We start from the raw sequence: 15500 nt of genomic DNA, 5'->3' as shown, positions 1-15500 counted from the left end.
AGGCACTGGGCCTGCCCGTGGAGCGGATCGTTTGCGCTCTGGATGGTCGGCGCAGGATCAGCCCTGGCAGAAGCGGATGCGATTGCCGAAGGGGTCGTAGACTTCCAGGGTCTTGCCCCAGTCTTCTTCGACGATATCGGGGCGGCCGTAGCCGTAGCGCTTGGCTTGCAGTTCATCGCGCAGTTGTTCGATGTTGTGCATCGGCACGAAAATCGTCGCCCCGGGGCTGGCATCGCCATGGTGCTCGGACAGATGCAGTTGCAGGCCATTGCGGCTGATGCCCAGGTACAGCGGCAGGTCGGCTTCGAAGCGGTGTTCGAACTCCACGGCGAACCCGAGGAAATCGAGGTAGAACTCGCGAGCCTTGGTTTCGTCGAACATCCGCAGGATCGGGATGGCCTTGTCGAAGCTGATCCCCTGGGGTTGTTCCTGGGGCAGGGCTGCGGCGGCGGTGTTCCAGTCCTTGTAGCCCAGTTGCCGGGCCACGCTTTCCAGCGCGGTGGCGTGGCTGATCGACTGGTCGTGGGCGGCGAGCGCGGTGCGCAGGCGCTTGGCCATTTGCTTGGCGTATTCGAGAGTGATCATCGTTGCTCCTGTTCGCCGAGGTGCAGGGGTGCTCGCGTTGCCGGGCCTCGACTGTCAAGAGTGACGACAGGGTAGGGGGACAGCGATGCTTTCACCATTCCTTGCGGATGCGAGCGGCAGGTAGCATCGACCTGGGCCGATGATACACAGCGGGTTTTACCAGTGAAAGCAGCGCTGCAGACTCAGGCCAGCAGCTCGCTGATCCAGCGGGCCTTGCGCTGGGTGTCCTGGAGTTTCTCCTCGGGCACCGCCTGCTGAGCCCGGGCGAAGTGGGCCAGGATCTTGTGCTTCTGGCGCAACTTGCGCTGCCACTTGGCCAGGAATGCCGGGCTGCGCTCCTGCATCTGCAGCGGGCCGAAGTACAGCTGCTCGGCGCTGTAGCTTGGGCTGGCGCCGCGCTCGGCGACGATGATCTCGTAGTCGAAGCGGTTCTCGCGCAGCACCTCTTCGAAAAGGATGGCGTAGCCGTTGTCCATCAGCCATTGACGCAGCGGCTGCTCGCCGCCGTTGGGCTGCATGACCAGGCGCTCGCGGCCATTGAGGCGTGCCTTGCCGGTCTCAAGGATGTCGCGGATGGTCTCGCCACCCATGCCGCAGAAGCTGATGGCGGTGATCCCGTCCCCCGGCTCGATTGCCGCCAGGCCGTTGGCCAGGCGCACGCTGATGCGTTGGCCGAAACCACTGGCACGAGCGCTGCGTTGGGCCGAGTGGAAGGGCGTCAGCGCCACCTCGCCAGCCACTGCCCTCTCGATGGCGCCACGGCTCAGCAACGCCAGCGGCAGGTAGCCGTGGTCCGAGCCGATATCGGCCAGGCGCGCCCCGGCCGGTACCTGGGCCGCGACGCGCTCCAGGCGCATGGACAAGGTCTGTTGGTTCAACTGCCGATGCTCATTCTGACACTGCCCTCAGCTGGCCAGGCCAGCCATCCTGGCCCGTGCCGCGTGCAGCTTCTTGTAGCTGTCGATCAACCGCAGGTGCCGGTCCAGGCCCTCCAGTTGCATGCTGGTAGGCGTCAGGCCATGGAAGCGCACGCGGCCCTGTACCGAGCCGATCACCGCGTCCATCCGCTCGTTGCCGAACATGCGGCGCAAGTTGGCTTCGTAGTCAGCCAGCTCCAGCTCGTCGTCCAGTTGCACTTCCAGCACCGCGTTCATGGCCTGGTAGAACAGGCCGCGCTCGACGGTGTTGTCGTTGTACTGCAGGAACATCTCCACCAGTTCCTTGGCCGGGTCGAACTGGCCCAGGGCTACGTGGATCAGCAGCTTCAGCTCGAGGATGGTCAACTGGCCCCAGGCGGTGTTGTCGTCGAACTCGATGCCGATCAGGGTGGTGATGTCGGTGTAGTCGTCCAGCTCGCTTTGCTCCAGGCGCTCCACCAGGTCGCGCAGGCCGTCTTCGTCCAGGCTGTGCAGGTTGAGGATGTCTTCGCGGAAGAACAGCGCCTTGTTGGTGTTGTCCCAGATCAGGTCGTCCACCGGGTAGATTTCCGAGTAGTCCGGCACCAGGATCCGGCAGGCGGTGGCGCCCAGGTGCTCGTACACCGCCATGTAGCTTTCCTTGCCCAGGCCTTCGAGGATGCCGAACAGGGTCGCGGCTTCCTCGGCGTTGGAGTCGGTGCCCTGGCTGGAGAAGTCCCACTCGACGAACTCGAAGTCGGCCTTGGCGCTGAAGAAGCGCCACGAGACCACGCCGCTGGAGTCGATGAAGTGCTCGACGAAGTTGTTCGGCTCCATCAGCGCCTGGCTCTCGAAGGTCGGCTGCGGCAGGTCGTTCAGGCCCTCGAAGCTGCGGCCCTGGAGCAGTTCGGTGAGGCTGCGTTCCAGCGCCACTTCGAGGCTCGGGTGGGCGCCGAAGGAGGCGAACACGCCACCGGTGCGCGGGTTCATCAGGGTCACGCACATCACCGGGAATTCACCGCCCAGGGAAGCGTCCTTGACCAACACCGGGAACCCTTGCTCCTCCAGGCCCTGGATACCGGCCAGGATGCCCGGGTACTTGGCCAGCACTTCCTGGGGCACGTCCGGCAGGGCGAGCTCGCCTTCGAGGATCTCGCGCTTGACCGCCCGTTCGAAGATTTCCGACAGGCACTGCACCTGGGCCTCGGCCAGGGTGTTGCCGGCGCTCATGCCATTGGAGAGGTAGAGGTTCTCGATCAGGTTGGAGGGGAAGTACACCACTTCGCCATCGGACTGGCGCACGAAGGGCAGCGAGCAGATGCCGCGCTCGATGTTGCCGGAGTTGGTGTCGTACAGGTGCGAGCCGCGCAGCTCGCCGTCGGGGTTGTAGATCCCGAGGCAGTACTCGTCGAGGATTTCCTTGGGCAGGGCATCCTTGCGCCCTGGCTGGAACCAGCGCTCGTCGGGGTAGTGGACGAACTCGGCGTTGGCGATCTCCTGGCCCCAGAACTGGTCGTTGTAGAAGAAGTTGCAGTTAAGGCGCTCGATGAATTCGCCCAGGGCCGAGGCCAGGGCGCTTTCCTTGGTCGAGCCCTTGCCGTTGGTGAAGCACATCGGCGACTGCGCGTCGCGGATATGCAGCGACCAGACGTTGGGCACGATGTTGCGCCAGGAGGCGATCTCGATCTTCATCCCCAGGTCCGCGAGGATCGCCGACATGTTGGCGATGGTCTGCTCCAGCGGCAGGTCCTTGCCGGGGATGCGGGTGCTGGTGCCGGCATCCAGGCTCGGCATCAACAGGGCCTGGGCATCGGCGTCCAGGTTCTCCACTTCCTCGATCACGAACTCGGGGCCGGTCTGCACCACCTTCTTCACCGTGCAGCGATCGATGGAGCGCAGGATGCCCTGGCGATCCTTCTCGGAGATGTCCGCCGGCAGCTCGACCTGGATCTTGAAGATCTGGTTGTAGCGGTTTTCCGGATCGACGATGTTGTTCTGCGACAGGCGGATGTTGTCGGTGGGGATGTCGCGGGTCTGGCAGTACAGCTTCACGAAGTAGGCGGCGCACAGCGCCGAGGAAGCCAGGAAATAGTCGAACGGACCCGGTGCCGAACCGTCGCCCTTGTAGCGGATCGGCTGGTCGGCCACCACCGTGAAGTCATCGAACTTGGCTTCAAGTCGGAGGTTGTCGAGAAAGTTGACCTTGATTTCCATGGGGGGCTACCAGAATAACGAGCAAGACGAAAAGGCCGCCATTATCCGGTTTTTCACCCGGAAGTCTTGCGCTTTTGCGCCATGGCCGCCGACCGGTCCAGGCTGTCGCGTTCAGCCCGGCAGGCGGGGTGGCAGCGTCTTGAGCCAGCTGTCGATGTCCTGCACGCCTCGCAGATGAATCACCGGCACCTGGGGCGCCACGGCCTGGCGGACCTGTTCGATGCCCGGGCGATTGTGCTGGTCGAAGTGCCACACGAAACCCAGGAACTTGAGGAACTCCAGGTTCAGTTGCTCGCGGCAACCTGCCGGCAGGTCGGCGCGTGGACGGTTGCGCAGGCTGCGCATGAACACCCGGCGCAGGCAGGTGGTGCGCGGGGTGTCGAGCCAGATCACCAGCTCGGCGCGGGGCAGGCGCAGGTCGAAGGTGCGCCGCGAGTAATTGCCTTCGCAGATCCAGGCATCCGTGGCGACGGCCTCGCGGACCCGGCTGCGGAATACCTCGGTATCGGCCTCGACCCAGCCGGGCTCCCAGAACAGCCGGTCCAGGTGCACCACCGGCACTGCCAGACGGCGTCCCAGTTCACGGGCCAGGGTGGATTTGCCACTCCCGGCGTTGCCCAGTATCACGATGCGCTGCATAACCTGGCCCCAGGGAAAAAAGCCGCGCAGTCTAGCATCGGCTCCCGGGGCAGGGCATCGTGGCGTTCAAGGGTGAGCGTCGGCGAACAGGCCCAGGACAAAATCGCGCACATGGACCAGCCGTGGATTGCGCATCGAGGTCTTGTTCCAGACCAGGTATAGCTCGTTGCTGGGCGCCTCCTCGAGCGGAGTCAGGGACACCAGGCGGCCGGCTTCCAGCGCTTCGCGGCACTGGTAGTCGGGCAGTACGCTCCAGCCCTGTCCCTGCACGACCAGGTCCTGGATGATCCGCAGGTCGGCAATGGTCAGCGCGGCCTGCAGGGTTGGCGCGAACTGGAACAGCGCCGTCCACACCGGGCGGATCAGCGGCAGGTCTTCATCGTAGGCCAGCAGTGGCAGTTGCCCCAGTTCCTCGGCCGAGGGGCGCGGCCCCAGTTTCCTGGCCAGCTCCGGGGCCAGAACCAGGAGGAATCGTTCGGTCAGCAGCCGGGCGAAACCGTGGGCATGCTCGTCCGGCAGGGACGCGGTGATCGCCAGGTCGGCGGTCGAGTTGTCCAGCAGGCTGTAGATGCGTTCGCGATTGCCGGTGTGCAGGCGGATCTGCAGGCCCTGGTCCAGCAGGGGCGCCAGGCCCGCGGCGATCTTGCCGTGGATGAAATCCGAGGGCCCGGCGATGTGCACGGTGCCGCTCATCTCATCGCCGAGGCGATAGGACGCCATGCGCATTTCCAGGCCGTCCAGCATCGGCCCGATGGCCCGCGCCAGTTCGTCCGCCGCTTCGGTCGCGGTCACGCCGCGTGAGCGTCGCACGAACAGCGGCTTGCCGACGAAGGCCTCCAGCGCCTGGATGTGCAGCGATGCGCCAGGCTGGGTCATGCCCAGGGCCTGGGCCGCACGCGAGAACGATTGCAGGCGATAGGCCTCGATGAAGGTACGCAGGTGGTCCAGATGGCTCATGAAACGGTATCGCGCCGCAGTGGGCGCCCTCGCGAAGTGTTCCTGGGGTTGAGCAACAAGCGCCCGGCGAGGGTATCCATCGCCGACCAAGGGCTTGCCAGCATAGGGCCAAGCCCGGCTTGAGCTATAAAAATATTTTGGTAAAGGTCAATAAAGGATAATTTCTCGTATCTGTAACGCCTCTCTACGATCCGCCGCATGCACGGCCACGAGCCGGCCCAACCAGTGTTTCGAGAGAGCTTCCATGCCATTCATCGTCTATATCTTCACCCTCAGTGCCTTTGCCCTGGGCCTTGCTGAATTCGTGCCCATCGGCCTGGCTGACGTTATTGCCCGGGACCTGGGCGTGAATGTCGAGCAGGCCGGTGGCGCGGTTTCCCTGTACGCCCTGGGCGCGACGTTCGCCGCACCAATCTTCAGTGCCCTGACCGCTGGATGGTCGCGCAGGCACGCCCTGTTGGTGACCGTGCTGGTGTTCTGTGCCGGCAGCCTGGTTGTCGCGTTCGCCAACAGCCTGGCGTTGCTACTGGTCGCGCGCTTCGTCGCCGGCATGGGCCATGGCCTGTTCCTGGCTGTGGCCTCCAGCACCGCAGCACGCCTGGTCGGCCCCGGGCAAGCGGGACGTGCGGTGGCCGTGGTCTTCGCCGGTTTCACCCTCGCCATGGCGATCGGTGTGCCCATTGGCACCTATCTGGGCGGCTTGCTGTCCTGGCGTCCGGTGCTGGGGGCGATTGCCGCATTCGGTGCATTGGGTTTCCTTGGCTTGTTGCTGGGCATGCGGGAGCCGGCCAGGGTCGCGGGGCAACAGCGCGAGTCTGCGGGCCAGGCCCTCAAGGCGATCCTGCATCCAGCGTTACTGACGGCGGCGCTGGTGACCGTGCTCGGTTACGCCGGTTCGTTCAGCGCCTATACCTACATTGCGCCGCTGCTGACCGAAGTGACGCAGATCAGCTCCACGACGGTTGGCCTCTTCATGTTGGCCTATGGCGTGCTGGCTGCGGTCGGCAACTGGCTTGGCGGCCGTTTGACCGACGGCCTCGGGGTCAACCGCGCCAGTGCCATCGTGCTCGCCGGCATTGCCGCCTGCACGCTGGGCATGTGGGGCCTGGCAACGTTTGCGGGGGCCATGTTCGTGCTGGTGGCCTTGCTCGGGTTGTTCACCTATGCGGCGGTGCCGGCGCTACAGGCCCGCTTGATCGGGGTCGCCGAACGGCATGCGCCCCATGCCCAGGGCGTAGCGGCCGGGCTGAATATCGCCGGCTTCAATGCGGGGATCGCCTTGGGCGCCTGGCTGGGAGGTATCACCATCGGCCAGGCGGGCATCGCCTGGATGGGGCTCAGCGGGGCCATCGTCGCGATGCTCGGGCTGGGCCTGCTGGGGCTGTTGCTGGTGAACAGCCCCGACAGCGGTTATCGCCGCGTCACCACGGGGGAGTGAGGTCAGGCGTGGGGCCCATGGCGCCGGGCCGCAGCGCGCCCCGGATCGGTCCGCGGCCCGGCTGCTCCAGCGCTCGGATGCCCCAGGGGCGGGTCAGCCCACCAGGGCTTTGCCGAAGATCTGCCGCGCGATGACCATGCGCTGGATCTCGTTGGTGCCTTCATAGATCTCGCTGATCTTGTTGTCGCGATAGATCTCCTCGACTTTGTAGTGGCTGCCGTCCTGCGCCAGCTCGCGCAGGAAGCCGTAGCCACCGAAAATCTGCACGGCATCGCGAGCCATGTCGCCGGCCGCTTCGGTGGCGTAGTACTTGGCCATGGCCGCTTCGGGCTCCGGAAACTCGTTGCCCAGGTCCATGCGCAGGGCCGCCTTGATATAGAGGTTGCGGGCGTTCTCGATGTGCGTCGCGCGCTCGGCCATGCGGAACTGCCAGTGCTGGAAGGCCCCCAGTTTCTTGCCGAATGCCTCGCGGCTGCGCAGGTGTCCGGTGGAGTGGTCGAATGCCGACTGGGCCATGCCCACGCCGGTAGCGGCGATGCCGATGCGGCCGTAGGTCAGGGTCGACAGGGCGACCCGCAGCCCCTGGTTGGGCTCGCCGATGCGCCGTTCCAGGGGCACTTCCACATCCTGCAAGTGCACGTCGGCCGTCAGTTGTCCACGATTGCCCATCTTGCGATCGGGCTTGCCGATGCGTACGCCCGGTTGGTCGGTCTCCACCACCAGCTCCACCATGCCGTCCTCTTCGCTACGGCACAGCACCACGATGAAGTCGGCGACCGGCGAGTTGGTGATGAAGCGCTTGTGTCCATTGACGATGTAGCGATCGCCCTTGAGCCGGGCGCTGGTGGCCACGGCCTTGGGTGACAGGTCGGTGCTGGCCAGGGGCTCGGTGGTGGCGAAGGCGCCGATCTTGTCGCCGTTGATCAAAGGGCGCAGATAGCGTTCGCGGATGAAGTCGCTGCCTCGCTCCAGGGTGCGTCCGGCGAGGATGCAATGCACGTCGAAGATCGCCGCGATCGAATTGCTGTGGTAGGCCAGCTCTTCGCAGGCCGTGGCCGTGGCCAGCACCCGGTGCTCCAGGCCAAGCCCGCCATCCTGGGCCAGGAAAGGGATGCGGAAGATGCCGTGGCGCGCCATGGCATCGAAGACGTCCCGGGGAAAGTTGGCCACGCTCTCGTCTCGGTGAGCGATTTCGTAGGCCCGTGGGGCGACGAATTCGTCGGCGAATGCCCGGACTTCCCGGCGGATCTCAAGCACTGCGGTGGAGGACATCAGGTCGTGGTAGAGCTCATCGGCCATGCGTTTGGGAAGGGTTGCCATTTTTACCTCTGTACCAACATTGTCGGGGTTGACTGTCTTGGCCTCCGCCGGCGCTGCCCCGGTTGGGGCCGCCCTGGGTGATGCCGCTTGCTGTGGGGGCCGTCCAGGGCTGTAGATCGCCTGGCCGGGACGCTCCCCAGGTCCTGTAAAAAACTGCCTTGGGGGGCTCAAGCCCCTGCGCCCTGGGACTCTGAGGGGGCCTGGGCGCCGAGGGTGACGCCGTTGTACTTGAGGAAGAACGCGTCGGCCCGCTGGGCGATGTCCGAGTAACGACCGGCGATCGCCAGTTGCATCATTTCCACCTGCAGTACCTCTTGCTCGACCATGTAGTCCAGGAATGCCCGGGCCTCGACAGGCCCGGCCTGGCGCAGTTTGCGCAGCCAGTCGACGTAATCGATGGTGCCCTTGTGGAAGACCCTGACCAGGGCTCCGAGCAACACCTTGGGGGTCGATGAAATCAGCCAGGCCTTGAGCCGGGTCATGGCGGCGGGCGTGGCATCGAGCCCCCAGTGACGGGCCGCCGCCCCATAGCGATCGGCGTTGAAGAGTTCCAGGTCCCAGTAGGTCTTCCAGAACACCTGGCTCTTGTCGCCTTCCAGGCGCTCGCACAGGCGCCGGACGGTGATCAGGGCGAAGGCGCGGTTGGCCAACTCCCGAGCGAAATCGTGAATGAATGCTTCGGATGCCATGGTGACTCTCCAGTTGGATGCTCAAGTAAAAGGGGCAGGGTTAATGGGTGAGCACGCCGGCCGGCCCGAACAGCAGCAACTGGCCGTTGGCACCAGGGGCCAGGGCCGAGAGGTTCAGGCGCTGTTCCTGGCGGGTGACGCGAAAGTGTTCGAGGTCCTGCTCGGCGACCGCGATCAGGCCGCCATTGCCCACCAGGGCCACGCGACCGTCGGCCAGTTGGGTGATCGCTGTGATCGACTCCTGGCTGGGGTTGTCCAGCGCGCGCCACTGCGTACCCGACGGGTCGCCGAGCAGCACCCGGCCGCTCATGCCTGCCAGCAATACCCGGCCATCGCGCAAGCCGAGCCCGCTCCAGAGCGAGCCGCTGGCACCGGTGTCCAGTGCCTGCCAGGTACTGCCATGGTCGCTGGAACGGTAGGCGTTGCCGGCTTCGGCGGCGATGAACAGGCCCGCCTGGCCGGAGGCGAAGATCTGGTTCAGGTGTCGGTCGTTGCCTTCCTCGCCGACTTGCAGGCGTTGCCAGCTCTGCCCGCCGTCCTGGGTCTGCGCGGCGTAGCCGTAGGCACCGACGACGATGCCGTGCCGGGCATTCTCGAACCATACACAGGTCCAGCAGGTCGAAGCGCTCGGTGGCATCGCGCTTGGCCGTGTGCTCCAGGTCGGTGCGCCGGGTATCGTCCATCTTGAAGTCCCGGGCCCAGGCCACGCGCCCGAGCGCGCTCCAGCCATCGCCGAACTTCAGGCTCAGCTCATGGGTGCCCTTGACGACCTGGGAATATACATCGTGCTTGCGATAGTTCAGGTCGCCATCGTCGGAGTTGGAGAAGTTGATATCGGCATTGGCATAGCCGTTGCCGCGTCCGAGGTTGTAGTAGCGGCCCAGCTCGTTGTCGATGCCGTTGTTGCAACCACCGTTATCGCCGCCCAGCTGGCGGCATGCGGGGGATTGCAGGCGGCTGGCAAAACCATAGGAGAGCGTGGAGTCGAAGCTGCCTGACAGGCCGTCCGCGCTGCCGAAGAGGACGGCGTGGCTGGCCGGTATCCAGGCCAGGTTGGAAGCCACGGTCATGGTCAGGACCAGGGTCTTGCGCGAGCAGAGGCTTGGCTTGGGCACCGAGTCGCCGCCTTTTTTATACTTGTGCATGGCGTTTTCCCCGGGTCGATCAACGTTCGCCGCGACGGCGCAGTTCGTTGGAGTTGAACATCTTGTCGTTGACCCGGCCTTCCTGGCCGGCGGTGAGATCCAGCACCTGGCCTTCCTGGGTGAAGCCATCGGCAATGTAGCGCCGGGCAATCAGGTCGTAGCTCAGGTATTCGAAACTGGTGCAGGCCTGGATTTCGGGAGCGGCCCACAGGCTGCCTTCCTGGACGCGCCAGAGGTTGCCCTTGGCGTCGTACATGTCGACGTGCAACAGGCTCCAGCTGTCTTCGTCGAAGAAGAACACGCGCTTGGCGAAGGAGTGGCGCTTGTCGGCCTTGACGGTGGCCTCGACCACCCAGACCCGGTGCTTCTCGTAGCGCTGCACATCGCGGTTGAGGTAGTCCTGGCCGATCAGTTGCTCGTACTTGTTGGCCTTGTCGACCAGCTTGTAGGAGTTGTACGGCACGATCATTTCCTGCTTGCCCAGCAACTTGAAGTCGTAGCGATCCAGCGCTCCGGTGAACATGTTGATCTGGTCGACGAAGTACAGGTTGTCGGAGCCGGCGATCGGGTTGTCATAGGCAAAGGACGGTGCCTGGCGTACACGCCGCTGGCCGGGGAAATAGATCCATGAGCTCTGTACCTTGTCGAGGAAGGCATGCACCAGGTACATCTCCCCGGCCCTGGACGACGGCGACAGCACGTCATACAGCAGCTTGGCCTCGATGCCGTCGGTGTCGCCCGGTGCTTTCACCGCGGCATTGTTGTAGGGGTAGTACTCGTAGGCCCACTGCCGGACCTCGGAGAGGGCCGCATTCTTTTCGCGCAGCAGGAACGAGATCTGCGCTCGACGTCCCTTGGCCATGTAGCGCAGCTTGTAGTTCCACATGGCTTCGATGCCGTTCTGCGGAATCGGGAACGGTACCGCTGCTCCCGCGGCCTGCTCCAGGCGCCAGCCATCGCTGCCAATGCGTGCCTGGCCGGCGAATGTGCGGGTGCGCTCGGCCACTTCGGCCGGGATCGGGCAACTGCGCCGGGTCGGATAGACGTCCAGGCGGTAGCCTGGGTAGGCCTTGATCAGGGCCGCTTGACCTGCGGGCAGCAGTTGCTGGTACTGGGCCAGGTTGCGCGAGTCGATGGAGTACAGCGGTTTGTCACTGGCGTAAGGATTGCCATGGCCGGCCGACCAGCCGGTGGGGGCCTGGGTCAGGCCTCCGGTCCAGGCCGGGATGCTGCCGTCGGCATTGCCGGCTTTCTCGGCCCCGATGGGGGTCAGTCGATTGCCCAGCTGGCTCAGGTCGGCCGCGGGGGCAGCCTGTGCCTGGACAGTACCGAGCAGCGCCAACAGCGCGCCGCCCAACAGCGAAAGCGAAGGGTGTGTCATGAACTTCTCCTGGGGAGCTTTTTGTGTTTATCGGGAAGTAGTTCGAAGTGACTCGCAAGGGTAGGGGTGACGCTGTTCCGCATTGCACGGAAGCGGTTCGCCGGCAGGGCTGTGGTACGCACCGTACCCATGCCCCGGTCGTGTCGCGCAAGCCGCAGCGCGTTCCGGCAAATGACTCGACATCCCGCAGTAGAGTCTGCTCGCAGTCATCTACTCACCCTCTTTATTGGTTTTTTTGGTGGTGCGCATGCAGGCGGTCCGGGAGGCGATGGAGACTGGCTAGTGCGGCTCGCCTGCCAGGTCAAGTTATACAAAAGTGCTTGGGGCGGCTTGGCCGCAGAGGCCAGGGCAGTTGCCATCTGGTGCCAGCCTGGTTGTCGGTGCGCTAGGGGGGAGGGAACGTGGCGCAGGCGGTGTTCGATGTCGAGGTCGAGCCCAGGGATGCTCGCTGCGCCGGGATATCAATACGTGCTGGCAACCCATGGGGCGCTGGCGTTCAAGGTGCCGGCAGGCCGGCGCCATCGCGCCACTGGGCTGGGGTCTGGCCCACCTGGGTCTTGAACAGGCGGATGAAGAAGCTCACGTTTTCGTAGCCGACTTCATAGGCGATGGCCTTGACCGGCAGGCCGCTGGACAGCAGCAGTTTCTTGGCCTTGTCGACCCGCACCTTCTGCACGTAGAGGTTGGGCGGCAAGTGGGTCGCCAACTGGAAGCGGCGCTTGAGGGTCCGCTCGCTCAGGCCGGCTTCACGGGCCAGGCTCGCGATGCTGATGGCTTGCCGGTGATGGTTCTCGATCCAGTCCTGGACCTTGAGTACCACCGGGTCGCGATGATTGCGATGCCCCGGCAGGATCGGGCTCAGGCGCTCGGGCATCGAGACCAGCAGGTGGGTGGCGCACAGTTGAGCGAAGCGGTCGCCCTGGTCCTGGGCGAGCATTTCCAGCAAGGCGTCGAAGCCGCCCCCCAGCGAGCCGCTGCTCCAGATGCCCTGCGCCTGGGTGAAGGATGAATGGGCCACGAAGGTGCAGTCCGGATAGCGTTTGTTCAGGAGCCGGGTATAGGCCCAGTGGGTGGCCAGGAGCATGTCCCGGCCCAGCCCGGCCGCCGCCACATGACAGGCGCCGGTGGTCATCGCCAGGACCCGTGCGCCACGGGCCTTGCACTGGGCCAGCCAGGCCAGGGCCCGGGCATCCGGAGCAAAGCCGGCGGCCAGGCGCGGGCCTTCGATGGGCGGAATCACGATCAGCTGGCAGTCGTCGGCCGCCTCCAGCGCGGCATCCGGGTGAATGGCATGGCCACTGGCAGCCTGGACCGGGCCGCCATCGATCGACAGCACCCTGACCCGATAACCCTGGGGGACCCCGAGGTGCTGTTCCAGCAGTGCGACGATGCGAAAGAAGTCCGTGGCCGAGAACACGCCCATGGCCCAGCAGCCGTCATAAGCCAGAATCGCTACCTCGTTCATGCATCCCCCCATGGCCTGATCGGACTATCGATCGGCCCTTTAGAACACCGATCGGGAACAATCGCAAGACTAGGATGGGCGGCATCGTTGAACAGGCCCATGGCCAGGAGCAAGGGATGCAAGCAACCAGTACGGGACAGGTGGATCGCTTTGCCGATCTGCTCGGGGTCGAATACCAGCAGGCCAGTTTCGAGCAGGCGGTCTGCCGGCTACGGCTGGGCGAAGCGCATCGCAACGCCTTGGGCGGCATTCACGGCGGCCTGGTGTTCTCCTTGGCCGACATTGCTTTCGCCGCTGCGTGCAATGCCGCGAATGCGCTGTACATCGGCTTGCAAGCCGAGATCCGCTACATGGCCAGGGTCCAGGGCGAGGAGTTGATGGCCTGCGCCACCCTGGTGGGCAGCACGAAGAACATCGCCCATTACCAGGTCATGGTCACGGACAGCCAGGAGCGGCGCATTGCCCTGTTCAGTGCCACCGCCTATCGCCTCGGCCAGTGACCCTGGGGCAAGATGCGCCCGGAATGCCCGGCCTTTTATTCACTGTCGCGGAGCGTGTGCATGCCTTCTGTTTCTACCCGGCAACACTGGATCGACACCCCGAGGGGGCAGCTGTTTGCCCAATGCTGGAACCCGGGCCGGGAGCAAGGCGTACCCCTGGTGCTGTTGCATGACTCCCTGGGGTGCGTGAGTTTGTGGCGGGACTTCCCCGAGCGCCTGGCCCTGGCCAGTGGGCGCCGAGTGGTGGCCTATGACCGCCTGGGCTTCGGCCGTTCGGCGGCTCGCAGCGATTTGCCGCCTACCTGTTTCGTCGAGGACGAGGCGCAGGGTGATTTCCAGGCCGTGTGCCACACCCTGGGGATCGAGCGCTTCGTGGTCTTTGGCCATAGCGTCGGTGGTGGCATGGCCATTGGTTGCGCGGCGGCCCACCCACAGGGCTGCGAGGCGGTGATCAGTGAGTCGGCTCAGGCTTTCGTCGAGCAGCGGACCCGCGACGGTATCCGCCAGGCGCAGCGTCAGTTCGCCGAGCCCGGGCAGTTGCAGCGATTGCACAAATACCATGGCGACAAGGCGACGTGGGTCCTGCGGGCCTGGACCGACACCTGGCTGGACGCTGCCTTCGGCCACTGGACCCTGGACCCGCAGTTGGCCCGGGTGCAGTGCCCGCTGTTGGTGTTGCATGGCAATTGCGACGAATACGGTTCGTTGTTGCACCCTGAGCGTATCGCCGCTGGGACCGGCGGCCCGGCGTGGGTGCATGTCTTTGCCGGGTGTGGCCATGTTCCCCACCGGGAAAATCCACATGGCGTTCTGGAGCAGGTGCTAGGGTTCCTGTCGCGCTGAGGCCGCGCCTGGGTCAAGGCGCTGTTGCTGATCGACCGCCCGCTGGCCCATGGGCCGTTAATCGCCATGTGCCAGTATCTTGTGGCGGGTGAAAACCTGCTTATATGATTCGCGCGCCCAATCACCCGGAGTCGACAGGTTCTGCGCCACCGGCCTCGGGCTCTTTCACTGGTTCTACAGGGATGTTCTAGCGATGAAGATCGACAACAAGGCAGGTTTGCCCAAGCCCGGCCGCCTGGGGCGGGCGTTGGCCGCTCTGACGTTGGCCACGGCGGCGTTCGCGGCGCCATTGGCCGTCTATGCCAAGGACCCTTTGATCCCGCCTGGCGCGGTGCTGGCGGTGATCAACAACGTCCAGATCGATGACCAGGCCGAAACCTTCGAACTGGAAGATGGCGTGGTGTCCAATTTCTGGTATGGCCGCGAGATCGACCTGGGCGGCAAGCACTATTACGCGACGTTCTCCTGGTTCACTCGCGACCGCGCGGCCCGTGAAGGTGAGGACTTCATCGCCCCGGACGTCAAGGTCCGGCTGGCGGACGCGACCTTCGAACTGGCTCGCCCGGGTCAGAAGCAGCCTTACGATATTCGCAGCATCGAGCGCAAGATCGGCTTCTTCGGCGCCCGCGAGCAGCCCGAGGAAGTGGACACCAGCCGCCAGGCCCTGGAGTACCGCACCAACGATGGCCGCCTGGTGCTGGCGGTGCCCACGGCCACCTTCGACAGCGGCTATGGCATCAGCGGTTATGCCGTGTTCGTGTTCAACCCGAACAAGACCCCGGAGGAGGACGGCTGGGTCTGGAGCTACCTGGGCCAGGTCTTCAGCGGCGAGGACAACTCGGCGGCCTGCGACGACGGCACGGTGATCCCCTGCATCGCCAACCAGGGCGAGCTGAATTTCGTGGCGGCCCAAGGGCCGATGCCGCGCTTGCTGGTCAAGTTCAGCGGCACCACCTCTGCGGGCGACACCCAGACCCGCAAGATGGGGGATGCCGATGACGTCAGCTACGTCTTCGATGGCAAGCAGGTGCAGTATGTCCGCCAGTGATCGGTGCGGGTGCCTGAATCCAGGAGCCGCTTGGAGGTGACTGGTTTGCAGCGCTTGGACATCGATTTGAGCGCGGTGGGCAGTTCGGCCGAACTGCACATCCTGTTGCGCGACGCCCTGGGGTTTCCCGCTTGGTACGGCTGCAACTGGGATGCGTTCTGGGACGCGATCACCGGGCTGGTGGAGATGCCACGGCAATTGTCGTTCCACGGCGGGTCGGCATTGAGCCAGCGCTTGCCCGACGATGCGCGGTTGCTGGCCCAGTGCCTGGAGCACCTGCGCGCGGAGTACCCGCAGTGGGCGCCGCAGGTGAAATGGCTTTGAAAGGGCGATTTACTAATCCGTGTCCTTGCTCTATAAATCGGCCTTGCGGCGCGCAC

15 protein-coding genes and 1 pseudogene are annotated in these 15500 nt (G+C 64.9%); 5 read left to right on the top strand and 11 right to left on the bottom strand.

The window, feature by feature from the left end; all coding sequences use genetic code 11:
• Positions 1 to 57 precede the first annotated feature (57 nt).
• The 5 genes from ATY02_RS20135 to ATY02_RS20115 all read right to left on the bottom strand — a co-directional run bounded on the left by ATY02_RS20135 (position 58) and on the right by ATY02_RS20115 (position 5291).
• Positions 58 to 585 carry a glyoxalase superfamily protein gene (locus ATY02_RS20135; RefSeq protein ID WP_068588034.1) on the bottom strand — a complete coding sequence of 176 codons (528 nt, stop codon included), beginning with the start codon at positions 583 to 585 and terminating at the stop codon, positions 58 to 60.
• Between the two features lie 182 nt (positions 586 to 767).
• On the bottom strand, positions 768 to 1463 hold the full coding sequence (locus ATY02_RS20130) for a tRNA (adenine(22)-N(1))-methyltransferase (RefSeq protein ID WP_068588037.1): 696 nt from the start codon (positions 1461 to 1463) through the stop codon (positions 768 to 770).
• 27 nt (positions 1464 to 1490) lie between these two features.
• Entirely contained in the window at positions 1491 to 3695 is a 2205-nt protein-coding gene (locus ATY02_RS20125) for an OsmC domain/YcaO domain-containing protein (RefSeq protein WP_068588040.1), read from the bottom strand.
• 111 nt (positions 3696 to 3806) lie between these two features.
• The gene (locus ATY02_RS20120; protein WP_068588043.1) at positions 3807 to 4334 is read right to left on the bottom strand and encodes an AAA family ATPase; all 528 of its coding nucleotides are present in this window, start codon (positions 4332 to 4334) and stop codon (positions 3807 to 3809) included.
• A gap of 66 nt (positions 4335 to 4400) precedes the next feature.
• Positions 4401 to 5291 (bottom strand): LysR family transcriptional regulator, encoded by an 891-nt coding sequence (locus ATY02_RS20115; RefSeq protein ID WP_068588045.1) that lies wholly within the window; start codon positions 5289 to 5291, stop codon positions 4401 to 4403.
• 244 nt (positions 5292 to 5535) lie between these two features.
• Between ATY02_RS20115 and ATY02_RS20110 the strand changes: the two genes are divergently transcribed.
• Positions 5536 to 6729, top strand: coding sequence for an MFS transporter (locus tag ATY02_RS20110; RefSeq protein ID WP_068588048.1), 1194 nt, complete (start codon positions 5536 to 5538; stop codon positions 6727 to 6729).
• A gap of 93 nt (positions 6730 to 6822) precedes the next feature.
• Here ATY02_RS20110 and ATY02_RS20105 read toward each other — a convergent pair whose 3' ends face one another.
• The 6 genes and pseudogenes from ATY02_RS20105 to ATY02_RS20080 form a co-directional block, all read right to left on the bottom strand.
• On the bottom strand, positions 6823 to 8049 hold the full coding sequence (locus tag ATY02_RS20105) for an acyl-CoA dehydrogenase family protein (protein WP_068588052.1): 1227 nt from the start codon (positions 8047 to 8049) through the stop codon (positions 6823 to 6825).
• Between the two features lie 167 nt (positions 8050 to 8216).
• Positions 8217 to 8738: a hypothetical protein gene (locus ATY02_RS20100; RefSeq protein WP_068588054.1), complete on the bottom strand. Its 522-nt coding sequence runs from the start codon at positions 8736 to 8738 to the stop codon at positions 8217 to 8219.
• Between the two features lie 40 nt (positions 8739 to 8778).
• On the bottom strand, positions 8779 to 9375 hold the full coding sequence (locus ATY02_RS20095) for a WD40/YVTN/BNR-like repeat-containing protein (RefSeq protein ID WP_068588059.1): 597 nt from the start codon (positions 9373 to 9375) through the stop codon (positions 8779 to 8781).
• 28 nt (positions 9376 to 9403) lie between these two features.
• Positions 9404 to 9808: pseudogene (locus ATY02_RS20090) on the bottom strand (DUF1302 family protein); the annotation flags it as partial.
• Positions 9809 to 9902: 94 nt separating this feature from the next.
• The gene (locus tag ATY02_RS20085) at positions 9903 to 11264 is read right to left on the bottom strand and encodes a DUF1329 domain-containing protein (protein ID WP_068588067.1); all 1362 of its coding nucleotides are present in this window, start codon (positions 11262 to 11264) and stop codon (positions 9903 to 9905) included.
• 496 nt (positions 11265 to 11760) lie between these two features.
• Entirely contained in the window at positions 11761 to 12729 is a 969-nt protein-coding gene (locus tag ATY02_RS20080) for a GlxA family transcriptional regulator (protein WP_068588070.1), read from the bottom strand.
• 116 nt (positions 12730 to 12845) lie between these two features.
• On the opposite strand from ATY02_RS20080, the gene ATY02_RS20075 reads away from it, so the two are divergent.
• The 4 genes from ATY02_RS20075 to ATY02_RS20060 all read left to right on the top strand — a co-directional run bounded on the left by ATY02_RS20075 (position 12846) and on the right by ATY02_RS20060 (position 15444).
• Entirely contained in the window at positions 12846 to 13229 is a 384-nt protein-coding gene (locus ATY02_RS20075; protein ID WP_068588080.1) for a PaaI family thioesterase, read from the top strand.
• 60 nt (positions 13230 to 13289) lie between these two features.
• Positions 13290 to 14072, top strand: a complete 783-nt coding sequence (locus ATY02_RS20070) for an alpha/beta fold hydrolase (RefSeq protein ID WP_068588073.1) — start codon at positions 13290 to 13292, stop codon at positions 14070 to 14072.
• A 193-nt stretch (positions 14073 to 14265) separates the two neighbouring features.
• Positions 14266 to 15120 carry a hypothetical protein gene (locus ATY02_RS20065; protein ID WP_068588076.1) on the top strand — a complete coding sequence of 285 codons (855 nt, stop codon included), beginning with the start codon at positions 14266 to 14268 and terminating at the stop codon, positions 15118 to 15120.
• Positions 15121 to 15156: 36 nt separating this feature from the next.
• On the top strand, positions 15157 to 15444 hold the full coding sequence (locus ATY02_RS20060) for a barstar family protein (protein ID WP_068588083.1): 288 nt from the start codon (positions 15157 to 15159) through the stop codon (positions 15442 to 15444).
• Positions 15445 to 15500: the final 56 nt, after the last annotated feature.

It is taken from the genome of Pseudomonas sp. BIOMIG1BAC (assembly GCF_001705995.2).
In the GTDB taxonomy this organism is placed as follows: Bacteria; Pseudomonadota; Gammaproteobacteria; order Pseudomonadales; family Pseudomonadaceae; genus Aquipseudomonas; species Aquipseudomonas sessilinigenes.
This window is presented reverse-complemented; position numbering and strand designations above follow the sequence as displayed.